Origin of the sequence: Chryseobacterium vrystaatense, from assembly GCF_000737765.1 — a bacterium.
Lineage (GTDB): Bacteria > Bacteroidota > Bacteroidia > Flavobacteriales > Weeksellaceae > Chryseobacterium > Chryseobacterium vrystaatense.
Window position 1 is genome coordinate 48,173 of the sequence record NZ_JPRI01000005.1, and the last position, 24,640, is coordinate 72,812.

Genomic DNA, 24,640 nt, shown 5'->3' on the forward strand with positions numbered 1-24,640 from the left:
TTTAATCATGTTAATTACTGAAATATGCTATTGGTTGGGCATTGAAAACCCGATGGGATAAAGCATTAAAATTGGGATAGTAAGAGTAAGTTTCTCGCAGCCGCTTGGCGTCCATATTACAATGACTAATCAAGTATAGGAAACATGAGATAAGATTTTTAGTAAAAAATAAATGATATAATCAATGGAAAATAGCATAGAAATTCAAAAAGAAGATTTAAAAAAAATTCTTTTTCTTTTAGTTGATAAACTGGAAGCTTCTGATAACAATAAATTTTTACTTGATAAAGATTTATATTGGAGTATTCCAGATGAAAAATTATATGATATCTACAAAGAGCCAGTGGATTTAACAATGGGAAGCCTTGTAGAGGATTGGGAATTTCTTCAAAAAATCTTAAGAAAAGAAAGAGAAGTTATAGGATATGATTTTAATAAAATATCTCATATCTTACGACTAATTGCACAATCCAATTGTTTAATATAATTATAGAATTAAGAGTACTAAATTACAGTTCTACAGAGAAGCTTATCCAGACAGTTGATAAATACCCGAATATGAATTTAATAGTAAAATATGTAGACGAAGATTATCAAAGACTACTGAACAACAAATACATTACTGCAGTGAATTTTCCAATTAAAGATGCGGTTAAAATTTTTGGTAGTTATGATAAACTTAGAGGTAAAAAGAAATTAAAAACTGAAATTCAGAATATCATTGGGTTTGAAGATGATCATTTGGATTCTTGCGAAGGCATAGAAAATTTTCTTGTATTTACTTACCATCTACTGAAAACAAATAAAAATTTAGTTGTTTCTACAGTTGGCCTATCTTATGAGTCTATAAACCACTATATTAAAATAATGGAACTTATTCTGACTAAGCTAAGTGATCGTACATTATACGTTATCAAAAACTTTTCTGCCATTGATGAATTGGTGTTGACAGATTTATATATCCACATCAATACAGTCGAAAAAGAAACGGTATTTGATTTCATGAAAAATTGGCTGATAGGATTTAAAACTAAAGACGAATATTTTATATATCCTGAATATTTTGGAAAAGTAGAGTTTGAAACAGGCGATTATTTTGAAATGCTTTCGTTTATTCTGTCTGGTCCAAACAGGGATTATGGATTTCATTTTCATAATAGAAATAATCCGCAAAATCCTAAGGCAATGATTTTAATAAGGAACAATTCCCTGTATTTAGGAATTGGGGTAACTCCCAATTATGAAAAACATTTCATTGAAAGATTATTGAAAGAATATCATAAAACACCTATTGTTTGTCATGGAGTATTACCATATTAATAAAGCAGAAAATGTAGAATTCTGGAGTAAGTACCAGGCTCATACCCGAGTAAGAAAAATACATTAATCCAGAGAATATTATCCTTGCTTTTTAATCCTATGCATCTACAAAATTTCTATTCACTCTTCATTCTTTAGTTTTGTGGATTAACAGGACATCATGAATCATCCGGCATACACATGTACGCTGAATGGTGGGCTGCTTATGGCTGTAAAAGAGGAAGCCTTGCCAATGCGTGGACTTCCTGCCCCTACAAACCAAAAAATGAATATTAATAGAATTTGTGTTTTTCTGAAAGCCCTAAGGCCGCAATGGATTGTACACCCCATTGTAACATGTCAAGATACTTGATGCTTTAAAAGAAGGCTTAGAAAAGGATCATTGTAGAAAGGCAGAACGGCATGAAAATAAAACGGCATGGGATTCTACAATATCCGATCTGAGGTACTGGTATACCTTACGCACAGATAAGGAGAACCCACGCCTAGGTCGTGAGCTTCCTGCTTATCTTCTCGTACGTTAAAAATTACCAGTTTTCAGATCGAGATTCTAAGCAATAGCTTCTATATTTCTTTGAAGTATCGCAAAGCTACATTTATTATAGCTTATTTTACAAATATAAGAAAAAAACCAAAAAGGATACATATAAGTATCCTAAAATTTAGCTCCAAACTTAGAATTTTACAGTTAATGAATGAATTCGAACTTAATAACTGTAAGAAAGCGCTTGGTTACAGAATTTCTGAATTAAGAAAGAAGATAATAAATCCCGAGACGAATAAGCCTATTTCACAAGAAGAATTGGGTTTAAGAACCGGGCATGCAAAAAAAACAATCGGAGAATTAGAAAGAGGGAATACCAACCCGCGGTATGACACTCTACTCGTAATAAGCAAAGAATTGAATGTTACAATACAGGAACTTTTTGATTTTGATATGAAAAAATACATCAAATTATCAAATAAGTCCTAAAGAGAATTCATTTTTTAAATCTCAAAATTTACCAGATGTATAAATGGGAGGTAGAAGAATTAAAATTTCAAATTGGAAAGATTATTCAATTACATAGGCTGAAAAGAGAACTTTCACAACTGCAGCTTGGAAATGAGCTTAATCTCTCAAGCAATCCATTGATAGAATTGAGAGGGCTGAAACCAATCCGACGATAGAAAATATAGTGAAGCTTTGCAATTTTTTGGAAATTGATATGTTGCTTTTATGGACGAAGCTAAGTGATATTGAATTAAAGAATATTGAGAGTGAAATTGATGCTTTGCAAAAAGAATTTAAAAACCAAAATAAAAGAAAATCCTAACGAGAGTTGGTTTTTTTTATGACAGAATGATCGGATCCCGGCCAGAAAACAGTAGAAATAGCTTTAAATTTGTAATGCTAAGAATGGGCAGTGATCATTAGGCTCATGATAGCATAGAAGAAAAGATATCGCTGTTAGATCATAAAATAAAACACAACATGTTCTCAATGAAAAACAAAAATTTAGTGTACCTTTTTTTAATACTGGCAGGAGCAGGAGTTATATTATTTTTATTTACTTATTCACCAAAAAATAATGACAAACTTATTATCGCCGATATCAGAGTTGAGGTAGAAGGGATAATAAAGAAGAAAGTAGCTGTGAGAGATGGGTTGATGACTCATGTTAAAGTAGCAAGACGCAATAAACCAGATACTTTAATCTTTTTAGGTGAGAGAATTGATAGTGTAGATATTAATGAAAATATAATGAAATACAGAAATTCTCCTTTTTTCTATATTTCAAGCCATGTTGGAAAACCTAAAAAACTGAGATATGTTTCAATTCCTAAAAGTATATTAGAGGATAAAAGCTTTCCTGAAGCTTGGAAGGATAGTTGTAGAAATGGATGGAGGAATATCCTCGTTGATTAATGAAAGTTGTCATAATCTTTTTTGAAAAATTTCTAATCGGGGAAATACACCTCATCTATATTTTACTGCACCCAATATGTTTGATGCAGTAAAATTATTAAAAACGGTCTCCAGACTCAAAACATATTCTCTTATTCTGAACTTTTTGAATATTCTATCAGGTCCCAAAGGTTTCCGTAAAGGTCTTTAAAAACAGCAACGGTACCATACTCTTCTGTCTTCGGTTCTCTTGTGAATTGTACTCCTTTCTGAAGCATGGTTAAAAAGTTATCCGTTTTTAAAAACAGAAAAACCCGACCTCCAGCTTGATTTCCTATGCTGCTTCTTTGCTCTTCACTATCTGCTTTTGCAAGCAATAAACTGCATCCGGCCGAACCGGGAGGTGCCACTAGTACCCATCTTTTTGTTTCACTTTGAGGAGTATCTTCCAGAAGGACAAAATTAAGTTTTTCAGTATAAAATGCAATGGCTTCATCATAGTCATCTACCACAAGGGCAATATGGGCAATTTGCTGTTTCATAATTTATTTTTTGTAGTTTTTATTAAAAATACGCGCACTGGATCCTTTTGCTATAGCCTTTCGGCTAATGGTTTTTACCTTAGCGAAGAAGCGAAAATTCAAGTGTGGATGTTCAGTTCTGCACAAGCGCTCAATTGAAAAATGACAGTTGATCAGGACAGCCCTGAAATTGCAGGACACGGTACAAAATCTATGACGTTAATCAATTTTTAAGGGTTAAAGATAAACATTAAAGTTAGAAAAATATCGCATAAAACCTCCTTTGTTACAGAGAATCCAAGAGCCTGTACCATATTTTACCGTGGTACAATGGGTATTAGAAATAACTGTAAAAGACTCGGCGCGGCCAAAGGCCGCGCCGAGTCTTTTACAGGATCCGACCCAGAAAAACAGTATTTTATTTCTCTGCGTGAAGTCCGATTCTGTTTCCTTCTGTATCGAGGATGACGGCAATTAAGCCTGCATTCATTCTTGTGGCTGGTGTGAGGATTTTTCCTCCGGACGGAACGACCTTATCAAGAACCTTCTGAATCTCAGGATAGGCATTGATGTAGATTAAAGCTCCTTTATCGGAAGGCCCGTTGTGTGTGGATCGGCTTAAAACTCCCGTGATTCTTCCGGAAGTAGCCTGTATCACACTCGGATCGTAAGGGAAAAAGGTGAGTTCTTCATCCGATTCAGGGATCTGGCGGGTTACCATTTCAATGTCTAAAATAGTTTCATAGAATGTCTTTGCTCTTGCCGTATCGTTAACAGGGATTTCAAACCACGTGATAACGTTGGTATTGGCGTCGATTTTTTTTAGGGTTTGCATAACTCAATATTTTTATGGTGTAAAATTGAGAAAACCAATACGATACCAACTGTGACGATCGTCACAAAATTATTTGGAGAGCCTTCTTTTCCGGATCCGGCTTAACGTTTCTCGGGCTACTCCCAAAAAAGAGGCCAGCTGCGAAAGCGCAACTCTCTGAATGATTTCGGGATATTTATTTTCCAGATATTCCAGGCGTTCCTGTGCAGAATAGAGCTTAAAGAGATTGGCGAATTCTTCCTGTTTGGTCGCAAACACCCGAATGCAGTTTCTTCCCAATGCTTCAATTTCAGCAGATTGTTGGGCGGCTTCAAATAATTTCTTTTTATCAAACACAATCACCTGCAATGGTTCACAGGCAACCATATTAAATTCGGATGCTGTACCGGTTCCAAAGCTGCTGATGTTGGTGGCAATTTCATTTTCGAAGAAAAATCCCGTGTTTTTGACCTCTCCGTTTTTGTCATAATAGCTTTTACAATACCCCTGGTCGATGTAGAAAAGGGTAGTGCAGACTGCTCCTTCTTTCAGGAGAAATTCATTTTTCTTATACTGTTTTTCAGATAAGGCAGGTTGAAGAAGTTCCCAGCTTTTCTCAGAAAATTCAGTGAGTGACTGTAAGTATTTAAAAAGATTTTCCAAAGGTTCAAATTTCGAATTAATATCATTAACTGATCTCTTTCATTTTCTGCATCTGTGAAAAACTCATCATGAAAGATACACGTAAAAGGATTTTGCTATAATGTATATTTTTTGGTTACGATGGCTCCTGTTTTGGAACTCTAAACAGCAAAATAAGAGCCCATATCTGGAGAATGGTCTGTAGAACATTCACTACACCCAGTACAGGATCTGATAATAAATTAGTATAGATGGACTGAAATCCCATTAACCCCAGCAGAAAAGTAATCAGCAGAACATATTTTACCCATTCTTTTCCTTTTCCGGCCAGATATCCCATTCCGAAAATAAAAGCGAAGATAGCAACAGCAATACCTAAAGAGAGGATAACAGGCTGTAAAGAGTCATAAGTCCAGATCATGCTTGCTATGCCCAGCACACCTGTGAGATACATGATATTGGCGGCTTTGGTATGATTGGGATGTAGGTGTACCTCCTTCTGTTTTTGTATAGTGGATGTGGCAGACTTTATTCGGGCGTGCTCCTCAGCGCTGAATGTTCTTCCCCTTGACTGAAGTATTTCATAGGCATACTGGATGGATTCCGGAACAAACCTGCTTTCCGGTTTCACATATTGTTCAAGCTCCTGGCTTGACATCTTTTCCAGAATATTTTTTTTCGTACTCATTACATTATTAAAAGTGAGCACAAATTTACTAAAAGGTCTTAAAAAGACCGGTGTTTATTGACGAAATTGCGGATTGCGGTCACAAACTCTTTGTTTTTTTCATAATATAAAAGATGGCTTCCGTCGATAGACCTGACCTTTTGATTGGGAAACTGAAATGTTTTGTAATGCTGCGTTCCTACCGCTTTATCTTTTTTTCCGGTGATAATGAGTACCGGAACATGAATGTCTTTGGTGATCGGGGCATGATCTGCGTAATATTCCGGAAACTCCTTAGGTTTTGAAATAACGGCCATTCCAAAATCGATGATTCTTGGATGAAGAGAATCTATACGGTCTGTCTGTTTAATCGTTTCAATATTGTCGGTAAGAAATTTATATCCGATCCGCTTTTTTCTTAATGCACTGCTGATCTTTGACAATTCGGTGGAGAGACTGTCCTCAGGGATTGCTTTATTAGGCTGATGGAGGAGGCTGTTTCCATATTCGATCTGTTCCTTGAGGGATTCATTATTGAGGAAATGAAGGGTGATATTAGCCAGGATCAGTCCTTTCGTATACTGCGGATATTTTTTCGCATAGTTAGTGGCAATAATTCCTCCGAAAGAATGAGCCAGCAGAAAAACCTTATCCAGTTTCAGGTGTTGCCGCAGTTCCTCAATATCCTGAACCATTGCATCCAGATGATAATTCTCCGATGTCCCCGAGCTGCCTGACCCTCTTTGATCCATATAGATCATCTGCATATTTTTTTCAAGGCTGCTGCCACCCAAAAGTTCAAATGAAGGATATCCCTGTCCGGGACCACCCGGCACATAGATGCAGGCTTCTCCTTTTCCGGAAATTTTATAACTGATCTTTACGTGGTCTGAGGTTTCAAAAAAGCTTTCAGAACCGTTGTTCTGCCCTGAAATGACCGTCACAGATGCAAAGAAAAATAGAAGTAAACAGATGATTTTCATATAGTAATAACAGTTTAGAAGGATCATTTATTACGTCGGATACCAACGATTTTTTCTCTGTCTTTTTATAGCTGGAAAAGGATTAAATAGAAAAGATCCGCATATAGCGGACCCCTTCTCAATAATAATAAATGAAAGTATTTTATTTATGGCGTAATTAAAACAAGAGCATTTCCTGCCAGTTGGTTCCACTGTGCAGTAATGGTAGCACCAGCCGGTGTACTGAAAACGCCTCCGGTACCTTCACAGTCTTTGTACAGCTGATAATGATCCCCTGTAGGACTCACAATCTCAATATTAGACCATTTGCTCAGATTGCTGACGAATGCAGGAATCGTAATCCCTGCCGGAATATTGGCGGTATAGTCATCCCCGCCCACCGCTGATGAAATCACCTTCCATAAAGGAATAGGAGACGATGTTGTCATGCTGTTGTTATACTGATTGAAGATCACAGACTGTCCGGAATTGATCGTGGCATAATTGACAGATTCGATGATTGGCTGGCAGTCTATCACCACAAAATTGCCGGTGCCTTTCAGTTTAAACTGTACAGGATTAGGCGTATAATTAATGATCTGAATAGTATTTGTCTGCGAATAGGCGATGGAAGCCATTACCATTAAAACTAAAAGTGCAATTCGTTTCATGTCTGTTTTAGTTTGATGATAATTCAAGATTATTATGGTCATTCAGGATTTCCAGTGCCCATTTTAAAGTTGCTTTTTTGTCACCGTTTGTTGCTCTCTGCATTTCTTCTTCCTTTACCCCTGTAGATTTTATCAGACCTTTGGCAGCCGGATAAAGAATGTCCAGCTTTCTCTCACTCATTTCAGGATATCCTTTGGCTTGCTTTTCGGCCTCAGTGGTTTGGTTGTCGGGTTTGTTAAAACTGATCAAAGCCTTTTTGAAGTTGTTGACAGCTTCCGTTTTCTGATTTTCCTGGGTCAGTACTGCTGTGTTCTCATTGCTGCATGAAGCCAGTATCATAACGAAGGCTGCAGCTATTAATGTTTTTTTCATAAAAATGGATTATATAGATTTTGTTTGATATTAAGTAATCACGACAAGAACGTTTCCGTTAAGGGTAGACCAGCTTGCGTTGATGGTATATCCGGAAGGAAGGGTATAATATCCGCTCGTAGCATTGGGAGAACAGAATCTGCCCAATCTCACCTGCTCTCCGGCAGGCGTAAACATTTCGATCGTAGCCCATGACGTCAGTGAGTAGTCAGCTAAAGGTACACTGGCTCCCGTAAGGAGGTCATAAGTCGTATCATTTCCGTTAGCGCTGTAAACGCGCCACTTTGTGATGGCAGGGATGACGTTCTGGGAAAGGTTGTGCTGGCTGTAGGTAACAGAATTTCCGGATAAAAGCGTTACCGGGTCTTCATTGAAAATAACAGGGACGCAGTCCATCCCGTAAACACTGCTATTGTTTGAGATCAGGGTAAACTTAATGTTAAACTGAGAAAAATTAATGATCTGAATGGTATTCGTCTGTGAAAACACAAAAGAAGCTGCCATTAACAAAATCAATAGTATGGTTTTTTTCATAGGAATCTGGATTGGATTAAATTTTTTTAAATTGAAGAATGCTCATTGTTTATGTGATCACAATCAGTACATTCCCGTTCAGGGTAGACCATGTAGCATTGATGGATCCTCCTGATGGCAGGGCATAATTTCCTACGGGATCTGTACATGACCTGCCCAGATCAAACTCCTCTCCGGCCTGAGTGAATATCCTGATGAGTCCCCATACAGAAATATTGGTAGTCGCTGTAGGAACCTGAGCACCTGTCGTTAAATCATACGTAACATCGGGGCCTGCGATATCGTACACACGCCATTTATTAATAGGAGGTGTTGCCAAATGTGAAGTATTGTGCTGGGTATAAGTCACAGAGCTTCCTGAAGGCAGCAATACAGGGTCTTCACTGAATACTCGGGAAAGACAATCCTGTGCTGCGGTGTTCGGATTATTCGATAAAAGGGTGAATTTAATGTCTTGAGTCGAAAAGTTAATAATCTGAATCGGGTTGGTCTGAGCATTGATCAATACTGCAGTCAGAAGCAGAAGGAATAATGTGATTCTTTTCATAGGGTTATAAATTAAGTTTTTGGTTAAAGAGAAGTGGTGGTGTTATTGTCGCGCAGGATTTCAAGAGCCCATTGTACGGCCGCTTTTTTATCACCGTCGGTTGCTTTCAGAAGTTCAGCCTCTTGTACTCCGGTCGCCTGGATTATTCCTTTGGCAGCGGGGTAAAGCAGGTTGAGTTTTCTTTCGTTCATTTCAGGATAGTCCGGTGCGCGTTTTTCTTCCTCAGTAGAAAGGTTTTCCGGACTGTTAAGGCTTACCAGTGCTTTTTTGAAATTTTCTGTGGCTTCGGATTTCTGGTTTTCCAGAGAAGTCAGCTGCATGTTTTCGTTGGTGCAGGAACTCAGTGCCATACAGCATAAGGCAGCTGCAAGAAAAGATTTCTTCATAGTTTTATTTAGGTTTTGGTTTTTGTAAAAATATTAAAAATATCTCAATATTCATTTATGAGTGAAATAAATGTTTTAATGAATTTTTTTAATCAATAATTTAATTATGATTAAAATTGCTGATATCTAATGATTTATGTGTTGTAAATTATAAATAAATAGAAGGTGAAAAAATATGAAAACCTCACAATATAGTGAGGTTTGTAGTGGTGATATTTTAATAAATATGAGGTATTGTTGTTTTTGTATTACTTAAGTTTCCTTCTTAACTTCTCTTTTTTCAATCCATTCCAGTTGATAATATTGATAATCAGCAACGGAAGAAGACAGATGGGGATGATCATCAACGGTGTGAAACCTTTCTTGATCATCAGAATGAAAGTGGCGAAAAATAACAGGACCATGGATGCACCAAGCATGACCGTCAGGATCTTCAGTTTTTTTTCATTACTCAGCAGTTCTTCGTCAGTATATTCGGTGATCAGTTTGTTTCTCATATTATTTTTTGTTGATGACTTCAAGGGTATTGATGCTTCCGATAGGAGCTATTTTGACCTGTTTCTCATCTTTTTTGACATAAAAATAGTAAATACTGTTGATGTCAATCAGATAAATGGGAGTGCCTTCTCCCGAACCGGTGGTCAGAATATAGTTCTGTTTTAAAGTCTGGCTGTCCATCCTCTTTTTAATTTTCTGCCCCTGCCCAATTCCCAGTCCTACAAAAAGGGCAAGGAGTTCAAAACCGGCCAGCATTACAAACGGCGGGATCAGTGCCTTTCTCAGCTCCCGCTTGTCCAGTTCCGGATTCATCCTGTAATTCTTCAATAACTTCTGAACCCAGTTTTTGTGGCTGTACCTGATCAGTAAAGTCTGAAATAAAAAGAAAAGAAGGGCCACCGACAGCACAATAAGGATAAGAATAGGATTGGAGATCATATCCGAAATAGGACTGATGAGAATATCGGTAATAGAAGAATACTTTAAAATATTTACTCCCAATGGATAAAAAAGAATAGTTTCCTTTAAAAGTCCAAGTATGATTAAATAGATATACCCTAATGGAAGTAATGCTTGAATTTTTTCTAAATATTTCATTGCACTAATATATTATTTTTATCGTAATACCTCAAGTTTGTTAAGGTTTATTGAAATTAAAAAGAAGAAGTAAAAAAACTTTTGAATATCATTCTGAGGGACTTTTAATCCTGGTTTTTTGCGTAGGCAATGAAATTCCAAAAGCAAATAAAAGGGAATGTAATTTTAATAAATATCAATGAATAAAGATCTTTCGGCAATTTTCATATGTAACAAAATGGAGCACATAGTAGTCTAATAATTACATGACTATACTATGAAACAAAAACTTATACTCTTCTTTTTACTGCTTGGCCTGTTTTCTCAGGCACAAATGGTGAGCATAGGAAAACCGATGCCTCAGATTTCTTTTGATGGAACTTCAGAACTGAACTACGCGGTTGAGCTGAAAAAAGGGGAGACCTATATAGTAACAGTTCATCAAAATAAGATTGATGTAGAAGCTATTCTTTTTGATTCCACCGGAAACCGTGTGGCTTATACCGATCTTGCCGACGGCAGCAACGGATACGACAGGATTGAATTTTCACCGGGGAAAGATGATACCTACAGACTGCTGATCCGCAGTGTTGAAAATGGAAAGAAAGAAGAGGGTACAGTGCAGATGGGCATTAAAAAAATAAGTAAAAAAGATCTTGAAAAAAGAAAAAAGACAGCTGAATATCTTAAAGTGGAAAACGCAAAAGCCATTACCACGTTGGATATTTCTCATTTTTGGGAAGCTTATGATCAACTGAAATACAGCAAGACCTTACAGGACAGTATCAATACCATTCAGAATGTGTACCTGGACCGTGGAACCGATGGGCTTAAAGAATTTCAGAAAATACGGTATTTCTCCGCTGAGCTTTTTGTAGAAAGAATAAAAAAATATAAAAAGTTTTACCAGAGTGTGAGAAGCAGCACAATGCTTCCTTTGGAGATGAATGACCTGTCCGGGCTGATCCATGATTTTAAAGATAGCTATTCCAATGCCCGAAGCGCCAAAATATGTTTTGCGGTCGGACCGATGTCTACAGGAGGGACGATATCCGGAAATTATCTGCTGATTGGTATTGAGATGCTCGCAGGAAGTCAGGATTGTGATGTCTCTGAAATCACAAATGAAAACCTGAGACAGGAAATCGTGTCACGGAAAAAATTAGAGGTTCCGGATTATATCAGAGAAACTGCAATGCATGAATATGTGCATACACAACAGCGGAAAAATAGTCCGAAGGCTTGTGAATGTCCTCTTCTTGATAACATTATCCGGGAAGGAACGGCTTCATTTATTTCGGAAAAAATCATCATGAAGAAAAATGAAAGCACCGGCAGAACTTCCGTCTATGTAAGAGAAAATGAAAAAAAATTATGGGAAGAACTGAAAGCCAACCTGTGTTCCAAAGACATGAGCCGTTGGTTGTACAATGCAGCATCCAGTAAAGACCGTCCCGGAGACCTTGGCTACAGGATGGGATATCAGATGGCAGAATCTTACTATGAAAATGCTGTCGATAAGAAAGCTGCTGTGAGAGAAATGATAGAGGCCGATAATCCACTTATTTTTCTGGACAGGAGTGGATATGATCTTAAATTCAGAACAAAATAGTACAATTGCTTTTTAGAGATATTATGATGATAGCAAAACATTTTTGCCCTTCTGTTCACAGAAGTTCTGTCTGTATAAAAAATATATTCGATTAAAAAATTAATTCACTTAAAGAGATCAAAGAAAACATCTATAACCTTTAAATACAAATGAAAAGAACCATATTATTAATTTCAGGAATCGCAGGACTCTGTTTTTCTTCAATGAATAAGAGTCCCGGACCGGAGGATTCGTTTGAGAGGCAGGTGGAGAAAGTGGCAGACAGTATTAAGGTTGATGATATTGTGGTGAAAAATCTGTTTAAATATCAGATCCTGGCTCACAAAAAAGGCTTCTTCAATGCAGAATTAATCACAGAGAAAGTGTATCTGCCTCATCAGAAATTATGGGACAGCTGTTATGCCATGATCTTTGGCGAAAAAAATGCTGCACTCTTTAACACAGAAGCAGGCATGCAGAAGTGGAATCAGACCCTATACCCTCAAAATAAAGTTCAGTTTGATGAAAAAGTAAAGAAGCTTTTAAAAGTCAATCTGAACCGCACCCTGTCCTGCAATCTGAAGAAATTTAGCCGTTTGGTTCCTTATCATCCCAAAGCCGTCATCAGTATTGTTTTTACACCGCTTACGGGAATTGGTTTTGGAGGATGCAGCAGCGATCAGTTTGCACTGGAGCTGAATCATGAGAACACCGATCCTGAATACACCCTGGAAAAAGGATTGCCTCATGAGCTTAATCATCTGGTATATGAAAATTTCAGAAATAAAGATGCCGATAAAAACGCAGCACTGAGCCAAACCATTGATGAAGGCTTTGCGTGCTATTTCACCTGGGTTTTCTTCGAGGGGAAAATACAGAAATACACAGCGGTTGAAAATATGTCAAAGGAGCAATGGGAATGGTACCTTAACAATGAAAAGAAAATCTTTGCCGGCGTAAAGCCTTATTTCTCTGATGCATCAGGAAGTAATCCACTGCTGAGAAATGATCAGATAAAACTTTTCCCCACTGCGCCAAAAACGCTGAATTACTGGCTTGGTTTCAGGATCGTTGAAAAATATGTTGAAAAGCACGGACCTGATTCCTGGAAAGACATATATAAACTCACCGCTAAAGAAGTACTGGAGAAGAGCGGTTATGAAGCTTATATTTCTTCATTATAGTTGCCGGCATATATAAAAATAAAAAGAGCGGTAAAAAGACCGCCCTAACAATTTATCTAACAATATTTCTTTTAAAAATAAACGCATCCGCATCCGGTTTCCCACTCCTGACAAATACGTTGTGGTTCGTTACAGCCTCCTCCTGGATTTCCTCCTCCTCCGGTAGATCTGTAGCACGTTCCTCCGCTGCAGTAATAGGATCCGAACGTAGGCGGGCAGTTGCCGTCCATATCGCATAGAGCGTAGGCAACATCTCCACCGCTAATAAATCCCAGCTGCTTTCTAGTTAATTTCTTTAAATTTTTCATAGCAGTTCATATTTTAATTTGTTGAATACTAATATATGAAAATTTTAATACACGCAGATGTGATTTAAGTAATATTGTTCAAAATTTAAAGTTTTAATATTGAAATGATTAATAAATTACGGCAGTGAAACTTTTATAAGCAGGGTCTGTTCATAAAAACTGCGGAAAAAGAATTTTCTTTTTCCGCAGCAGGGGCCGGATATATGGAACCAGCTATTTGTTCATCATACTGAATGCACCTTCAGAACCTGCAAAGAAGTTGCTGTACATAAGGTCAGTATTTCCAACACGGATTTCATACGTGTCATCAAGAAGCCCCTGTACAAAACTGTCGGCTACCTCTGAGGCCGGAATACCATGTTCTCCTCCGATTTCTGCTGAAAAATCTGTATTGACAAGGGGAGGCATTAGCTCAAATACCTTTATGGCGGTGTCTTTAGCCAGCTCATGTCTTAGCAGCTGAGTATACGAGTGAAGAGCAGCTTTAGAATCAGAATAGGTGGGTACATGTGACCCCGGAGCAAATGCTACAATGGAAGAAACGTTGACCACCGCTGCATTATCCTGCTGTTTCAGGACGGGAAGGAGTTTTTCGGTCAGGCGGATAGGAGCAAAATAATTGGTTTCAAATTCTGCAGTAGCCTTGCGGTACGTGTCCGATGTGTCTGATAGGGTATAGGCATAGGCATGTCCCGCATTGTTGATCAGAATGTTCAGCCCTCCAAAATTTACTTTAATTTCTTCAATCAACTGATTCACATCATTTTCATTAGTAATATCTGCCTGAATGGTAAAGACATTGTCAAGCCCCGCTGCTGCTGCATCTAGTTTGTCTTTGTTTCTTCCTGCAATAATAATTTTGTTGGATACATGAAGTGCTTTCGCAATTTCTAATCCGATTCCTGAGCCTCCTCCGGTGATAAGAATGGTGTTGTTGGTAATGTTCATGACATTTTTGGTATTAAATTAATATATGTTTTATATTGTACCAGTTAGTACAAAATTGATTAAAAAATTTTAGTCCAGTATTTTAAGGTTGATTTCAAGAATGCCTGTAAGAATTTCAGGTGAGCTTTCCATTCTTCGTGTGACATGCATTCCGTTCCACAGATTGCTGAGGTGCCAGCCGATTATTTCCGGATTTTCCGTGCTGTGGATTTCTCCGCTTTGCTGAGCATTTCTTATCGTCTCCGCAAATAGAGACTGGAGTTTTTTCAGCAGCAGAGCAGTGATCTTTTTTATTTCATCATCTTTTTCGGAAAGCTGGACAAGAGCATTGCCTAAATAGCAGCCCCTTTCTTTATCACAGTCGGAACTGTGCGCCAGACCCATGAAAAATTGTTTAAGAAATTGAATTTTATCCTCAGATGCTTCAAGGCGGTCTGAGAGCTTTTGATAAAAACGGTCAGAAAACTGACTGATAGAGCGGATGTACAGTTCCTGTTTTCCTCCCTTAAAGGCAAGGTAAAAGCTACCTTTACCGATACCCATTGCACAAAGCAGTTCATCCGCAGAAGCGGTGTCATAACCTTTGTCCCTGAAAACTTCAGTAGCTTTTGCTACGGCTTCCTGTTCGTCAAATATTTTAGGTCTTCCTGCCATCGGGATTGATTTTCCGGGACAAAGGTATACAATTGTACCGTTCGGTACAAAATTAAATATTCAATATGTTTTATAGTTTCTGTCGATAATAAATGCTATTTATAAGTCAAGGGTCATAAAAACAGCGGTTTCTTCAGGATTTTCGTAGAGTCTTGTATTCAGTCCGGTAATACTGAACCCCATTCTTCTGTAAAACTGTATCGCAGGATAGTTGGTATTCTGTGTTTCAAGTTCTATAATCCGGGAGTCTGTATTTCTTGCTTCGCGGACTGCTTTTTTGATCAGCTGTGCCCCGGCGCCCTGCCTTCTTACTTTTTCGCTGATCAGAATATTCTCGATATAGAAACTGTTATTCCAGGTCCTGTGCTCACCGATGATCCAGCCCATAAGTTCTCCATTCTCAAAAGCCCCGAAAGAATGCCCTTTTTCAATGATTGCATTAAGATCATCGATGTCATCGGAACTGGTTTCCCAGATTTTGGTGTAGCTCAGAGATTTTTCCTTTAATACAAATTCAAAAGAACCGGCATATTCAACAAAAGAGACCGAGAGAATCTTCTCCGTAGTATAGCCGTTTAATCCCCAATTGAGGGTTGGGTTTTCAGTCAGTTTTTCTAATGTTTTTATTTCCATAGGAACATATTGTATGATTGATTTTATTGAATTTCTGTACAGATCTCAACCAGATAATTATCGGTGTCTTTGATATAGGCTACCTTTTGTCCCCAGGGCTTTACTGTAATGTCTTCATACAGAACAGCTCCGTTTTCAATAGCTTTCGCTACCAGTCTTTCAACATCATCAGTTGTAAATCCCAACTCAATCCCGAACGGTTTTGCTTCTGATTTAGATGATAAAAATCCTTCCTTTATGTTTGAACTGGCAAGACTTACCGAGGCAAAAGAAAGACTGGTCTCTCCGGTAAGGAGTTCCCCGTAATCTTTTTCAGGGGTAATGAATTTAATAGGGGTATCGAAGGTGTCCTGGTAAAAGTTCATCGACTTTTCCACATCTTCAACATATAAAATAACGTATTTGAATTTGATCATAACTGAGGTTTTATTTTTTATCTAAAATATATTCTTCATCTGTCATAAGCTCTGTATAAGGTCCATTCTTTGGATAATATTCCATGCCTCCAAAATGCCCGAATTGCAGCGGATACTGCTGAGCCAGAGAGCGGACTTTACTCCCAAAAGAATTGATATCCACATTTTGAACAGCATTGTTCATCTGCCTTCCGTTGGAGAAAAAAAGCATAAGATTACAAGATTCTTTAAATTGATGTTCATAATAATAGAACACCCGGATATTTTCTTCATGACATATCTTGATAAGATCATTGATCAATGGTTTTTTATGAAGCATAGGGAGATTACAGTCGATCCTTACTGAAAGATTTTCAGCATTGTCTTTTTTGAAATCCGAACCGGTGACCTGGATAAAGCGGTGTTCGATATTTTCAAAATTTTTTCTTTCTGAAATAAGAGTCCTGCTGGATTTTATTTCGAAAGGGCCGTTGAATGATACTGCACTGTTAAGAACCAGCAGTTTCTCTATTTCTGAAACCAGCTGAAAGTGGTGGTCAAAAAGTGTATAATCTCCTGTAGAAATCATCAGGTTATTTTCATTAATCTTAATGTCTACATAGGCGTGTTTGAAGTGAAAATGTAATTCCTCAATGCTTTTGATGAGATTTTCAGAATTGCTGACTGAAATTCTGGCTTCCAGTTCAGCCGGATAGTCGGCATGTCCTCCAAGTCCTTTTTGAAACTTAAAATAGCTGAATCTGTATAAAATTTCCGGAAATTTGAAATACCAGTATACTCCTAAAATCATGAGGGTAATAATTAGATCAATAATTTAGAAAGGAAATTGAAAATCAATCAGTTTTTTGAGCATCTTTCATTAAAAATTTTTGTTCCTTCAGTCTGTTCAAGATCTTTTAATTTTTTTAAAGCGGTACATGCCGTTGGTATATCATTTTTGTTCAGGCTGATGGAAGCTATATTATACAGCGCATCTACATTTGTATTATCCAGGTCAAACGCCTTGTTAAAGAGGTTTATAGCTTTATCTAATTTTTGTTCATTAAGTGCGCCAATTCCTTTTGAATAAGTTTGATCAGATAACGTTCTATTTTCTATTTTTACAGGAATGATATTATTATTACTTTTATTATCGTCTTTAAAAAAATCAACTCCTAGTGATGAACCTTCAGAACTAGTATACCTTGTTATAGAATATGGGATAAGTACTTGATCGAAGTTTTTAAAAGCTGTAATATTCCACAGGTGAAAACTTTTCTCAATCGTTGTTTTTAAAAGTTCTATACCCTTTGCATTATTTTGAGAGCCTTCTTTGATTTCTTGTTGAAAGTCAATTTTTTGTTTTTTTGGATAGATAACAATATTACCTTTTATATTGAATTTAGATGATCCTGTAATATCGTAGAAGATATTCTTTTTAAGAGTTGGCGTAAAGCTTCTGTTGGCTTCAATGATAGAGTCATTTTTTATTTTACTGAAATATTCGTCATATAATTTCGAGGTTCTTACAAACCATATTTTATTAATTTTGTCGCTATTGGTGACTCCATTGACTCTTAAAATCACCACAAGTGAATCAATAGTTAATTTTTCAATTTCGTAGAAAGCATGTTCGGAAGTTCTTATACTTTTATTTTCTATTTTAATATCATTGCACTCTTTCTGATCTTCAAATATTATATTTTTATATTCGCAAAGCTTGCTATCAGAAATCTGCCATCTTAAGATTTTTCTGGGGCTCTGTGAAAGATCTCTGCTTCCGTCCAGCATACTGAATTTTACCCTTGTCCAATTGTCATTCAATTGTAGTTTATTAATTTGGGCACTTGTTTGGGTGAGAATGAAAATAACAAAAAAAGAAATGTACTTACTCATAAATTAAGCTATTGGTTATTGCTGTAAAAGTAAGTAAATTTCAACGTAATGAATCTTTCATTTGTGATAAAGACTTTCCAAAGATGTAGAAAGTAATTTCAGCATGAGGTAAAATGATAAAAATGGAAAGAGTATTTGGTTTAATTAAATTTAAATGAAATTTCACACTCTAAAACTTTCAAAACCCCTAAATTTGTCGTCAATAAAAATTTACCAGATGCTTAGGAAAATTTCAATTGCGGCAGCGGCTTTATTGTCCGTGATTACAATCAATGCTCAGAAGAACAAAAATTCTCAATTAGAAAGACCCAAATTAGTCGTTGGATTAGTTGTAGACCAGATGAGGTGGGATTATCTGTACCGTTTTTACAGTAAATACGGAAATGATGGTTTCAAAAGGCTGCTGAATACAGGATATTCTCTGAATAATGTACATATCAGCTATGTACCAACTATTACTGCTTTGGGGCACACCTGCATCTACACAGGTTCTGTACCAGCAATCCATGGGATTGCCGGAAATGACTGGACGGATAAAGAAACCGGTAAAAATGTATACTGTACTGCAGACGAAAGCGTACAGCCGGTAGGAACAACCAATACGAAAACAGGAAGCCACTCTCCAAAAAATCTTTGGTCTACCACAGTAACCGACGAATTAAGACTGGCCACTAATTTTCAGAGTAAAGTGATCGGGGTTTCACTGAAAGACCGTGCTTCTATTCTTCCTGCAGGACATACACCCAACGGTGCTTTCTGGTTTGACGACAGTACCGGAAATTTCATTACAAGTACATGGTATATGAATGATCTGCCACAGTGGGTGAAATCTTTCAACGCGCAGAATCTGCCGGAAAAATTAGTGGCAAACGGTTGGAATACCTTACTTCCGATCAGTCAGTATACAGAAAGTTCACCAGACAACTCTTCATGGGAGGGCTTACTGGGAAGTGCCAAAACACCGGTCTTCCCTTACAGCAATTTGGCTAAAGACTATCAGACAAAAAAAGATAATATCCGCTATACGCCTTTTGGAAATACACTGACGCTTAAATTAGCTGAGGCTTCTGTGGAAGGAGAGAAATTAGGAAGTGATGATATTACCGACTTTTTAGCGATCAACCTGGCTTCTACCGATTATGCGGGGCATAAATTCGGTCCCAACTCTATTGAAGTAGAAGATGTTTATCTGAGACTTGACCAGGATTTGGCTCAGTTTTTCAGCTACCTGGATTCAAAAGTAGGAAAAGGGCAGTATACGGTTTTCCTTTCTGCTGACCACGGAGGTGCGCATTCTGTAGGATTCCTGAAAGAACATAAGATTGCTACAGGATTCTTCGGGGAAGGAATGGAAAAAGATATCAACCAGAAACTGAAAGATAAATTCGGAGTTGATAAACTGATCAATGCGGTAGATAATTATCAGATCTATTTTGACAGAAAGCTGATGCAGGATAACAAACTTGAACTGGACGATCTGAGAGATTTTACCATCAAAGAACTACAGAAAGATCCTACCGTTTTATATGCCGTATCAGTAGATGAAGTTCAGGAAGCGACCATTCCGGAACCGATCAAACAGAGAATCATCAACGGAATCAACAGACAGAGAAGTGGCGATATTCAGCTGATCTCTCACGATTCGATGCTTCCTCCTTATTCTAAAACAGGAACTACACACAGCGTATGGAATTCTTATGACTCTCACATTCCATTGATCTTTATGGGCTGGGGAATCCATCAGGGAGAAAGCAATAAGGCGTATCATATGACCGATATAGCCCCAACCGTTTCATCATTACTGAAGATTCAGTTCCCAAGCGGAAACGTAGGAAATCCGATTACGGAGGTTATCGGAAGATAATTTCAAATCATATAGTATATAAAAACATTCCTTTCGGGGAATGTTTTTTTGTGATGTATCCCTTACTCTATAGAAATTCAAATCTTGGTTTTTATTAAATATTTCGGATATGTGATCAATGTTAGGACCTCTTTACCAGAATCTTATTTTTTTCTAAATTAATTCTTACAATAGGGATATATTGTTATATTTGAAAAATTAAATATTCTATCATGAAAAAATTATCAAGAAAAGATCTTCAAATGATCAAGGGAAGTGCTGCAAATATCTCATGTTCGGTCGATCAGAGGTGTCCGTCCGGCCATTTTTGCTGTAATCATGTTTGTCTGAAAGCAAAAGAATTGGAACACTTACCGATCTGTGACGATATGTAACAGGTGTGTAATGATTATCAGCCCTGATTCTAATCATAAAATATTGTCTCATAAGTTATACAGAGCATTCTGAAAGGAATGCTTTTTTTCGGTCGTCATTATTTATTACTTGCAAACTCAAAATCTTATCAATCCTTGAATTTTTCTTTTGTACTGATTATTCTGCTTTTTGATTTTAAAAATAAGAGCAAATAGCAGTGCAATGATAAGGACGGCAGAAATCAAAATAATTACGGTAAGGTAGTGGAAACGGGTTTTCATTTTACTGCTTTTTAGCAGAGTTTCTCTGTTATGCTCGTTGATAGAGTGGTTAATGGAACTCAGTTCATTTTGCTCTCGTTGAAAACGCATTTCAAAATATTTCCTGCTGTATTTTTGATACAGATCCGGCTTTCCAATGGCCAGATAATTTTCGGACATTTCCTTATATATTCCTTCGTTGAGGGTGAGATCACCTGTGTTTTTGCTTAAATCTTCAGCTTTGATCAGTAGTTCCAATGCGGTTTCATTCTCTTTTTTTTGCTTATACATTTCTGCCATACCTTTCAAAGCAAATGCTTCCAGGCTTTTTGCTTTGTTTTTTCTGGCATATTCAGCAGATCTGATCAGTGCCTGGTGGGCTTTTTCAAGCTGATTGAGATGAAGGTAGCAGTAGCCGATGTTATAATATACAACACTCATATTGGAGTAGGTCGTTTGCTTATGCTGTATTTTTTCAAAATTCCGAATAGAAATCAGAAATTTTTCCAGAGCAATTTCAGGATTAGACTGGCTTTTATAAATCATTCCCCGGATCGCATAACTTCTGGCAGTTTCAATACGTTTTTCAGGAAGATCATCCGGAAGCTTTTTGAGATACAGGTCTGCTTCATTAAGAGTTTCAAGGCTTTTGCTGAAAAGTTCCATCTGCTGGTATTGGATAGCCGCTGAGATCAGAACACTGGTACGGATCTTCAGGTCATTCGTTTTTTCGGCGGTTTCTTTAGCTTTTAATAAATACTGAAGAGACCTGTCAAAATCTCTTTTCGCAATATGCGCGGTAGAAAGAAGCTGATAAATACTGATCTGCTGCTGAATATTCTGTTCTTGTCCCAACAGGCTTTTGGCGGTAATGATCGCATGATCCGGATTATCATAGATCTCAAGACGGGCTTTTTTCATCAATGAGTCAAAAGGAATCTTCTGCCCTGAAACCTCAAAGCAGAAGCTTAGAAAAATTCCGGTTATTATTTTTAATATCAGTTTCATGATGCGGTGCTTTTACTGATTTCCTGGATATAGGCGTTTGGAGACATTCCGGTCACAGATCGGAAGACCGTTGTAAAGGCACTGTGCGACGAAAACCCCGAATATTCTGCCAAATAACTGACCTTATAGTTAAGATAGGCAGGGTCTGTCCGAAGAAGGAGGGCAATGTGATTGATCCTTAGTTCATTGATGTAGCCGTTGAAATTCTTGCCTTTACTGCTGTTGATTACTTCCGAAAGATACTTGGTATTCACACCCATTTGGGATGACAGCATGGAAAGTGTCATGCTTTTGTCAAGATAGCGCTGTTCCTTTTCCCATTCTTCCAGCTTTTGAAGGATTTCATTTTCTTTCTCTTTTGAAATTTTATTCGGGTCCTTTTCGGTGGCTTTATGGGCAGAGGGTACTTCTTTTGAAAGACTTCCAGTCTTTGTTTTTTCCTGAATTTTCTGTTTTTCAAAAAAATCCAGTTGCTTTTTAAGATCTTTACGGGTGCTTTTAAGGATCATAAAACAAAGGAGAAGCCCGGTAATAATAATCAGGAAAACTGAAGAAATGATACTTATCTTTTTCAATTCCTTCTGAGTCCGGAACTCCAGATTTTTGCTCTGGTTGATTTCCACCAGTTTAACAATATATCGTATGCCTTCCTTCTTACTGGAGTCCAGTCTGGTCCGAAGCTCAGTATAGAGTTTGTTGTACTCATGGTATTTTTCATCGTCATGAAGCGCAAAATAATTCTTGGATAAAGATTCATAAATTTTTGCTTTCAGACTGTTGTAAGGAAGATTCTCTATTTTGGAAAGTCCTTTTTCAAGTATTTCCGATGCGGTAACATAGTCCTCCGTTAAAAAGTAATAACGGGCGAGGTTCTCATGGGTCAGTGCTTGAAGAAAATAATTTTCTGTACTCTTTTCGATAAGAACAATTGTAGATTCCAGCAGATATCTGGCTTCTTCCGGTTTATTCTGTCTCATTAAAAAAGAAGCTCTGAAAATCCTGTTCTCTATTCTCAGAATCCCGTTTTCCCTGTTACTGAAGTTGAGGTACTGATCACTTTTGCTGAGATTCTCCAAATCTTCATGATAGTTTCTGTTAATTCCAAAATTAATGGCCTGAAGCTGATAAAGCTTAGCAGTAATGACATTCATCCTCGAATGATCATCTTTCAATAATTTACGATCAGCTAAAAGGCCGGAAATAATTTGTTGTGACTGGTTGAAAAGGTCCAGATTCTGATACTGATCAGCCAGATTATAATCACCGGCAGCCTGCAGGAAATAAGAAAGATCCTCTTTTTCTTCTGAATCTTCATTCTGACTGTAAATATTGACGGACTGGATATAATCTCCTTTCATAGCATAAGCCTGAGAGATGATATTTTGCAGCACAATTCTGTGTTCCGGATTCTGGTCGCTTATGAGAAGGCTTTGAGAATAGCTGATACATTCATCAGGATTTTGATACAATTTTTGAAAGGCTTTATCAGCCAGAATAGTAAAGTCCGGGCCTGATTGTGCTCTGATCAGAACCGAACAGAGAATAATGAATAGAAGTTGAATGGTCCGGATCCAAATATTCTGGTTAAAAAATGAGTTTTTTTCGATTTTTCTTACAGCTTTCCAGTGATCTGTCCTCAAAATAAATTTTTGTTATATGGTTGTATTTTAATGATTTATATTTTTAGTTCTTTTAAATTTCATGAATTATGTAAGTCAAATTCTTTTAAAAAGGTAAATATAATATTAATATTGTTTTCACCAATTCTAAATATTAAACTTAATTAATTATGAAAAAGATTTACAGAATTTCAATGAAAACTTTATATGCTTGCTTTATGCTTGGTTTTGCATTAGCTGGTGCACAGGTTACGGTGATGGCGGTGGGGAATTACACCGTAGGAGGTATTTCTGATGGTGGTGTGGTGAGCATGCATACCAGTTCAGGTCAGATTTTTAAATGGGATGAGCTGAACGGTCTTGTTCAGATTGGGTCACTCTCTAACGGATATCCTGCTGCCGGAAGAACATTGATTACCGCTGATGGAAGTAAAATAGGATCTTCTACAACCAATTCAGGAACTGGATTCAATGAGATATCAACATATGATACCGCTTCTGCTTCCTGGACCAATCATGGAGGACTGGTTCCGACAGGCTGGGACGGTCATGTAAGTTCTACCTGGGGAATGTCTCCGGACGGAAATACCATCGTGGGATTAGGATGGCTGACTGCCGGAAATGCACATGCTGTAAAATGGGATGCCATTAATGGAGTTACAGATCTTGGAAGTACAGTTCCCGACCGAAGCTCCAGAGCAAATGCCATCAATGCAGACGGATCCGTGATTGTAGGATGGCAGGATCAGGATAATGGAACCAGAAGCGGAGCCATGTGGATCAATGGAACGGAGAGTTTTATAACAGACAGTAACGGTGATTATGTAGGCGAAGCAGGAGATGTTTCTGCAGACGGAACGGCCATCATAGGTTCTGCCATGCCTAATCCATACGTATGGAACAGCACGACGGGTCTTACTTATATTACACATCCCAATTCCTCCTTCTTCTTCAGGGGAGGAGCAACCGGAATCTCTGCTGACGGTAAAAATGTAGTCGGATTTTTCAGAGCTTTTGCAGCACCTCCAATGTCCGGAGAAGGCTTTATATGGACTGAGGCAGGTGGGCGCATAAACCTTAATGATTACGCAGTAAGTTTGGGATTAAATACACAGGGTGTTAATATGTCCCTGCCTTTGGCCATTTCCCGGGACGGAAAAAGAATTGCAGGAATAGGAACCAATGCATCCAATCAGATTGTTGCATTTTATCTGGATCTTTCTAAAATACAGCTTTCTACAAGTGAAAGCACAAAACAGCACAGCAGCCTGTCCATTTATCCCAATCCGGTAAAAGATATTCTTTATTTCAAAGGAATCAACAAGATTGAAAAAGTAGAAATATACAATATGGTCGGTCAGAAAGTAAAGACAGACCTGGTTGTGGAAGACCGAATAGATGTTTCTTCTTTATCCAAAGGAAACTATATCCTGCATATTTTCGTGAAGGGGGAAACTTCACAAAGTTTTAAATTGATCAGACAGTAAAAGTAAAATTAGACACACTTAAAAAGATCTGACTAAAAAA

Annotated in this window: 30 protein-coding genes; 9 read left to right on the top strand and 21 right to left on the bottom strand. The window is 37.5% G+C overall.

Annotated elements, in window-relative coordinates:
* The first annotated feature begins 184 nt into the window (after positions 1 to 184).
* From IW16_RS14310 to IW16_RS14330, 5 genes are all read left to right on the top strand, one after another.
* Positions 185 to 487 (top strand): hypothetical protein, encoded by a 303-nt coding sequence (locus tag IW16_RS14310; protein ID WP_051890287.1) that lies wholly within the window; start codon positions 185 to 187, stop codon positions 485 to 487.
* A 71-nt stretch (positions 488 to 558) separates the two neighbouring features.
* The gene (locus IW16_RS14315) at positions 559 to 1,320 is read left to right on the top strand and encodes a hypothetical protein (RefSeq protein WP_131327899.1); all 762 of its coding nucleotides are present in this window, start codon (positions 559 to 561) and stop codon (positions 1,318 to 1,320) included.
* A 691-nt stretch (positions 1,321 to 2,011) separates the two neighbouring features.
* Entirely contained in the window at positions 2,012 to 2,293 is a 282-nt protein-coding gene (locus tag IW16_RS14325) for a helix-turn-helix domain-containing protein (RefSeq protein WP_051890291.1), read from the top strand.
* Between the two features lie 157 nt (positions 2,294 to 2,450).
* Entirely contained in the window at positions 2,451 to 2,636 is a 186-nt protein-coding gene (locus tag IW16_RS27220) for a hypothetical protein (protein ID WP_083536248.1), read from the top strand.
* 167 nt (positions 2,637 to 2,803) lie between these two features.
* Positions 2,804 to 3,229, top strand: a complete 426-nt coding sequence (locus IW16_RS14330; protein WP_034745497.1) for a hypothetical protein — start codon at positions 2,804 to 2,806, stop codon at positions 3,227 to 3,229.
* 131 nt (positions 3,230 to 3,360) lie between these two features.
* Here IW16_RS14330 and IW16_RS14335 read toward each other — a convergent pair whose 3' ends face one another.
* The 12 genes from IW16_RS14335 to IW16_RS14390 all read right to left on the bottom strand — a co-directional run bounded on the left by IW16_RS14335 (position 3,361) and on the right by IW16_RS14390 (position 10,420).
* Positions 3,361 to 3,750 (bottom strand): VOC family protein, encoded by a 390-nt coding sequence (locus tag IW16_RS14335; protein ID WP_034745498.1) that lies wholly within the window; start codon positions 3,748 to 3,750, stop codon positions 3,361 to 3,363.
* Positions 3,751 to 4,147: 397 nt separating this feature from the next.
* Positions 4,148 to 4,564, bottom strand: a complete 417-nt coding sequence (locus IW16_RS14340) for a VOC family protein (protein WP_034745500.1) — start codon at positions 4,562 to 4,564, stop codon at positions 4,148 to 4,150.
* Between the two features lie 69 nt (positions 4,565 to 4,633).
* A complete protein-coding gene (locus tag IW16_RS14345; protein WP_034745503.1) occupies positions 4,634 to 5,206 on the bottom strand; it encodes a Crp/Fnr family transcriptional regulator in 573 nt (190 codons plus the stop codon).
* Positions 5,207 to 5,321: 115 nt separating this feature from the next.
* Positions 5,322 to 5,873 (bottom strand): hypothetical protein, encoded by a 552-nt coding sequence (locus IW16_RS25735; protein WP_051890294.1) that lies wholly within the window; start codon positions 5,871 to 5,873, stop codon positions 5,322 to 5,324.
* A 38-nt stretch (positions 5,874 to 5,911) separates the two neighbouring features.
* A complete protein-coding gene (locus tag IW16_RS14355; protein WP_165571983.1) occupies positions 5,912 to 6,835 on the bottom strand; it encodes an alpha/beta fold hydrolase in 924 nt (307 codons plus the stop codon).
* Positions 6,836 to 6,981: 146 nt separating this feature from the next.
* Positions 6,982 to 7,485, bottom strand: a complete 504-nt coding sequence (locus IW16_RS14360; RefSeq protein ID WP_131327900.1) for a hypothetical protein — start codon at positions 7,483 to 7,485, stop codon at positions 6,982 to 6,984.
* Positions 7,486 to 7,492: 7 nt separating this feature from the next.
* The gene (locus IW16_RS14365; RefSeq protein WP_034745509.1) at positions 7,493 to 7,858 is read right to left on the bottom strand and encodes a putative periplasmic lipoprotein; all 366 of its coding nucleotides are present in this window, start codon (positions 7,856 to 7,858) and stop codon (positions 7,493 to 7,495) included.
* Between the two features lie 30 nt (positions 7,859 to 7,888).
* Entirely contained in the window at positions 7,889 to 8,392 is a 504-nt protein-coding gene (locus IW16_RS14370; RefSeq protein ID WP_131327901.1) for a hypothetical protein, read from the bottom strand.
* Positions 8,393 to 8,441: 49 nt separating this feature from the next.
* On the bottom strand, positions 8,442 to 8,939 hold the full coding sequence (locus IW16_RS14375) for a hypothetical protein (protein ID WP_034745515.1): 498 nt from the start codon (positions 8,937 to 8,939) through the stop codon (positions 8,442 to 8,444).
* A 23-nt stretch (positions 8,940 to 8,962) separates the two neighbouring features.
* Positions 8,963 to 9,325: a hypothetical protein gene (locus IW16_RS14380; RefSeq protein WP_034745519.1), complete on the bottom strand. Its 363-nt coding sequence runs from the start codon at positions 9,323 to 9,325 to the stop codon at positions 8,963 to 8,965.
* 248 nt (positions 9,326 to 9,573) lie between these two features.
* Positions 9,574 to 9,822 carry a hypothetical protein gene (locus tag IW16_RS14385; protein WP_034745521.1) on the bottom strand — a complete coding sequence of 83 codons (249 nt, stop codon included), beginning with the start codon at positions 9,820 to 9,822 and terminating at the stop codon, positions 9,574 to 9,576.
* Position 9,823: 1 nt separating this feature from the next.
* A complete protein-coding gene (locus tag IW16_RS14390) occupies positions 9,824 to 10,420 on the bottom strand; it encodes a hypothetical protein (RefSeq protein WP_034745524.1) in 597 nt (198 codons plus the stop codon).
* 256 nt (positions 10,421 to 10,676) lie between these two features.
* Between IW16_RS14390 and IW16_RS14395 the strand changes: the two genes are divergently transcribed.
* The gene (locus IW16_RS14395; RefSeq protein ID WP_034745528.1) at positions 10,677 to 12,011 is read left to right on the top strand and encodes a gliding motility protein GldB-related protein; all 1,335 of its coding nucleotides are present in this window, start codon (positions 10,677 to 10,679) and stop codon (positions 12,009 to 12,011) included.
* A gap of 149 nt (positions 12,012 to 12,160) precedes the next feature.
* The gene (locus IW16_RS14400) at positions 12,161 to 13,174 is read left to right on the top strand and encodes a DUF2268 domain-containing putative Zn-dependent protease (protein ID WP_034745531.1); all 1,014 of its coding nucleotides are present in this window, start codon (positions 12,161 to 12,163) and stop codon (positions 13,172 to 13,174) included.
* A gap of 71 nt (positions 13,175 to 13,245) precedes the next feature.
* On the opposite strand, the gene IW16_RS14405 is transcribed toward IW16_RS14400, so the two are convergent.
* The 7 genes from IW16_RS14405 to IW16_RS14435 form a co-directional block, all read right to left on the bottom strand.
* The gene (locus IW16_RS14405; protein ID WP_073175187.1) at positions 13,246 to 13,482 is read right to left on the bottom strand and encodes a bacteriocin-like protein; all 237 of its coding nucleotides are present in this window, start codon (positions 13,480 to 13,482) and stop codon (positions 13,246 to 13,248) included.
* Between the two features lie 213 nt (positions 13,483 to 13,695).
* Positions 13,696 to 14,430 (bottom strand): SDR family oxidoreductase, encoded by a 735-nt coding sequence (locus tag IW16_RS14410; RefSeq protein ID WP_034745537.1) that lies wholly within the window; start codon positions 14,428 to 14,430, stop codon positions 13,696 to 13,698.
* A 69-nt stretch (positions 14,431 to 14,499) separates the two neighbouring features.
* Entirely contained in the window at positions 14,500 to 15,084 is a 585-nt protein-coding gene (locus tag IW16_RS14415) for a TetR/AcrR family transcriptional regulator (protein WP_051890299.1), read from the bottom strand.
* 99 nt (positions 15,085 to 15,183) lie between these two features.
* Entirely contained in the window at positions 15,184 to 15,717 is a 534-nt protein-coding gene (locus IW16_RS14420; RefSeq protein WP_034745543.1) for a GNAT family N-acetyltransferase, read from the bottom strand.
* 23 nt (positions 15,718 to 15,740) lie between these two features.
* Complete coding sequence (locus IW16_RS14425; protein WP_034745546.1) at positions 15,741 to 16,133, bottom strand: VOC family protein; 393 nt, start codon at positions 16,131 to 16,133, stop codon at positions 15,741 to 15,743.
* A 10-nt stretch (positions 16,134 to 16,143) separates the two neighbouring features.
* Complete coding sequence (locus tag IW16_RS14430) at positions 16,144 to 16,923, bottom strand: hypothetical protein (RefSeq protein WP_034745549.1); 780 nt, start codon at positions 16,921 to 16,923, stop codon at positions 16,144 to 16,146.
* Positions 16,924 to 16,970: 47 nt separating this feature from the next.
* Positions 16,971 to 18,008 carry a tetratricopeptide repeat protein gene (locus tag IW16_RS14435; RefSeq protein ID WP_034745552.1) on the bottom strand — a complete coding sequence of 346 codons (1,038 nt, stop codon included), beginning with the start codon at positions 18,006 to 18,008 and terminating at the stop codon, positions 16,971 to 16,973.
* Between the two features lie 217 nt (positions 18,009 to 18,225).
* On the opposite strand from IW16_RS14435, the gene pafA reads away from it, so the two are divergent.
* Positions 18,226 to 19,872, top strand: coding sequence for an alkaline phosphatase PafA (gene pafA, locus IW16_RS14440; RefSeq protein ID WP_034745555.1), 1,647 nt, complete (start codon positions 18,226 to 18,228; stop codon positions 19,870 to 19,872).
* 491 nt (positions 19,873 to 20,363) lie between these two features.
* Here the strand turns inward: pafA and IW16_RS14445 are convergent, their stop codons facing one another.
* Positions 20,364 to 21,494, bottom strand: coding sequence for a tetratricopeptide repeat protein (locus IW16_RS14445; protein WP_034745558.1), 1,131 nt, complete (start codon positions 21,492 to 21,494; stop codon positions 20,364 to 20,366).
* Complete coding sequence (locus IW16_RS14450) at positions 21,491 to 23,134, bottom strand: response regulator transcription factor (protein WP_034745561.1); 1,644 nt, start codon at positions 23,132 to 23,134, stop codon at positions 21,491 to 21,493. The genes IW16_RS14445 and IW16_RS14450 overlap by 4 nt, the downstream gene beginning before the upstream one ends.
* Before the next feature lie 149 nt (positions 23,135 to 23,283).
* Between IW16_RS14450 and IW16_RS14455 the strand changes: the two genes are divergently transcribed.
* The gene (locus IW16_RS14455) at positions 23,284 to 24,600 is read left to right on the top strand and encodes a T9SS type A sorting domain-containing protein (protein WP_034745564.1); all 1,317 of its coding nucleotides are present in this window, start codon (positions 23,284 to 23,286) and stop codon (positions 24,598 to 24,600) included.
* Positions 24,601 to 24,640 lie beyond the last annotated feature (40 nt).

Bases quoted from the DNA above. Each gene is read 5' to 3' on its own strand.
- IW16_RS14370 (WP_131327901.1), bottom strand. From the start codon at position 8,392: ATGAAAAAAACCATACTATTGATTTTGTTAATGGCAGCTTCTTTTGTG.
- IW16_RS14390 (WP_034745524.1), bottom strand. From the start codon at position 10,420: ATGAAATATTTAGAAAAAATTCAAGCATTACTTCCATTAGGGTATATC.
- IW16_RS14315 (WP_131327899.1), top strand. From the start codon at position 559: ATGAATTTAATAGTAAAATATGTAGACGAAGATTATCAAAGACTACTG.
- IW16_RS14395 (WP_034745528.1), top strand. From the start codon at position 10,677: ATGAAACAAAAACTTATACTCTTCTTTTTACTGCTTGGCCTGTTTTCT.
- IW16_RS14385 (WP_034745521.1), bottom strand. From the start codon at position 9,822: ATGAGAAACAAACTGATCACCGAATATACTGACGAAGAACTGCTGAGT.
- IW16_RS14435 (WP_034745552.1), bottom strand. From the start codon at position 18,008: ATGAGTAAGTACATTTCTTTTTTTGTTATTTTCATTCTCACCCAAACA.
- IW16_RS14355 (WP_165571983.1), bottom strand. From the start codon at position 6,835: ATGAAAATCATCTGTTTACTTCTATTTTTCTTTGCATCTGTGACGGTC.
- IW16_RS14410 (WP_034745537.1), bottom strand. From the start codon at position 14,430: ATGAACATTACCAACAACACCATTCTTATCACCGGAGGAGGCTCAGGA.
- IW16_RS14420 (WP_034745543.1), bottom strand. From the start codon at position 15,717: ATGGAAATAAAAACATTAGAAAAACTGACTGAAAACCCAACCCTCAAT.
- IW16_RS14335 (WP_034745498.1), bottom strand. From the start codon at position 3,750: ATGAAACAGCAAATTGCCCATATTGCCCTTGTGGTAGATGACTATGAT.
- IW16_RS14415 (WP_051890299.1), bottom strand. From the start codon at position 15,084: ATGGCAGGAAGACCTAAAATATTTGACGAACAGGAAGCCGTAGCAAAA.
- IW16_RS14330 (WP_034745497.1), top strand. From the start codon at position 2,804: ATGAAAAACAAAAATTTAGTGTACCTTTTTTTAATACTGGCAGGAGCA.
- IW16_RS14380 (WP_034745519.1), bottom strand. From the start codon at position 9,325: ATGAAGAAATCTTTTCTTGCAGCTGCCTTATGCTGTATGGCACTGAGT.
- IW16_RS14340 (WP_034745500.1), bottom strand. From the start codon at position 4,564: ATGCAAACCCTAAAAAAAATCGACGCCAATACCAACGTTATCACGTGG.
- IW16_RS14400 (WP_034745531.1), top strand. From the start codon at position 12,161: ATGAAAAGAACCATATTATTAATTTCAGGAATCGCAGGACTCTGTTTT.
- IW16_RS14325 (WP_051890291.1), top strand. From the start codon at position 2,012: ATGAATGAATTCGAACTTAATAACTGTAAGAAAGCGCTTGGTTACAGA.
- IW16_RS14375 (WP_034745515.1), bottom strand. From the start codon at position 8,939: ATGAAAAGAATCACATTATTCCTTCTGCTTCTGACTGCAGTATTGATC.
- IW16_RS14425 (WP_034745546.1), bottom strand. From the start codon at position 16,133: ATGATCAAATTCAAATACGTTATTTTATATGTTGAAGATGTGGAAAAG.
- IW16_RS14405 (WP_073175187.1), bottom strand. From the start codon at position 13,482: ATGAAAAATTTAAAGAAATTAACTAGAAAGCAGCTGGGATTTATTAGC.
- IW16_RS25735 (WP_051890294.1), bottom strand. From the start codon at position 5,873: ATGAGTACGAAAAAAAATATTCTGGAAAAGATGTCAAGCCAGGAGCTT.
- IW16_RS14445 (WP_034745558.1), bottom strand. From the start codon at position 21,494: ATGAAACTGATATTAAAAATAATAACCGGAATTTTTCTAAGCTTCTGC.
- IW16_RS14430 (WP_034745549.1), bottom strand. From the start codon at position 16,923: ATGATTTTAGGAGTATACTGGTATTTCAAATTTCCGGAAATTTTATAC.
- pafA (WP_034745555.1), top strand. From the start codon at position 18,226: ATGCTTAGGAAAATTTCAATTGCGGCAGCGGCTTTATTGTCCGTGATT.
- IW16_RS14360 (WP_131327900.1), bottom strand. From the start codon at position 7,485: ATGAAACGAATTGCACTTTTAGTTTTAATGGTAATGGCTTCCATCGCC.
- IW16_RS14310 (WP_051890287.1), top strand. From the start codon at position 185: ATGGAAAATAGCATAGAAATTCAAAAAGAAGATTTAAAAAAAATTCTT.
- IW16_RS14365 (WP_034745509.1), bottom strand. From the start codon at position 7,858: ATGAAAAAAACATTAATAGCTGCAGCCTTCGTTATGATACTGGCTTCA.
- IW16_RS14455 (WP_034745564.1), top strand. From the start codon at position 23,284: ATGAAAAAGATTTACAGAATTTCAATGAAAACTTTATATGCTTGCTTT.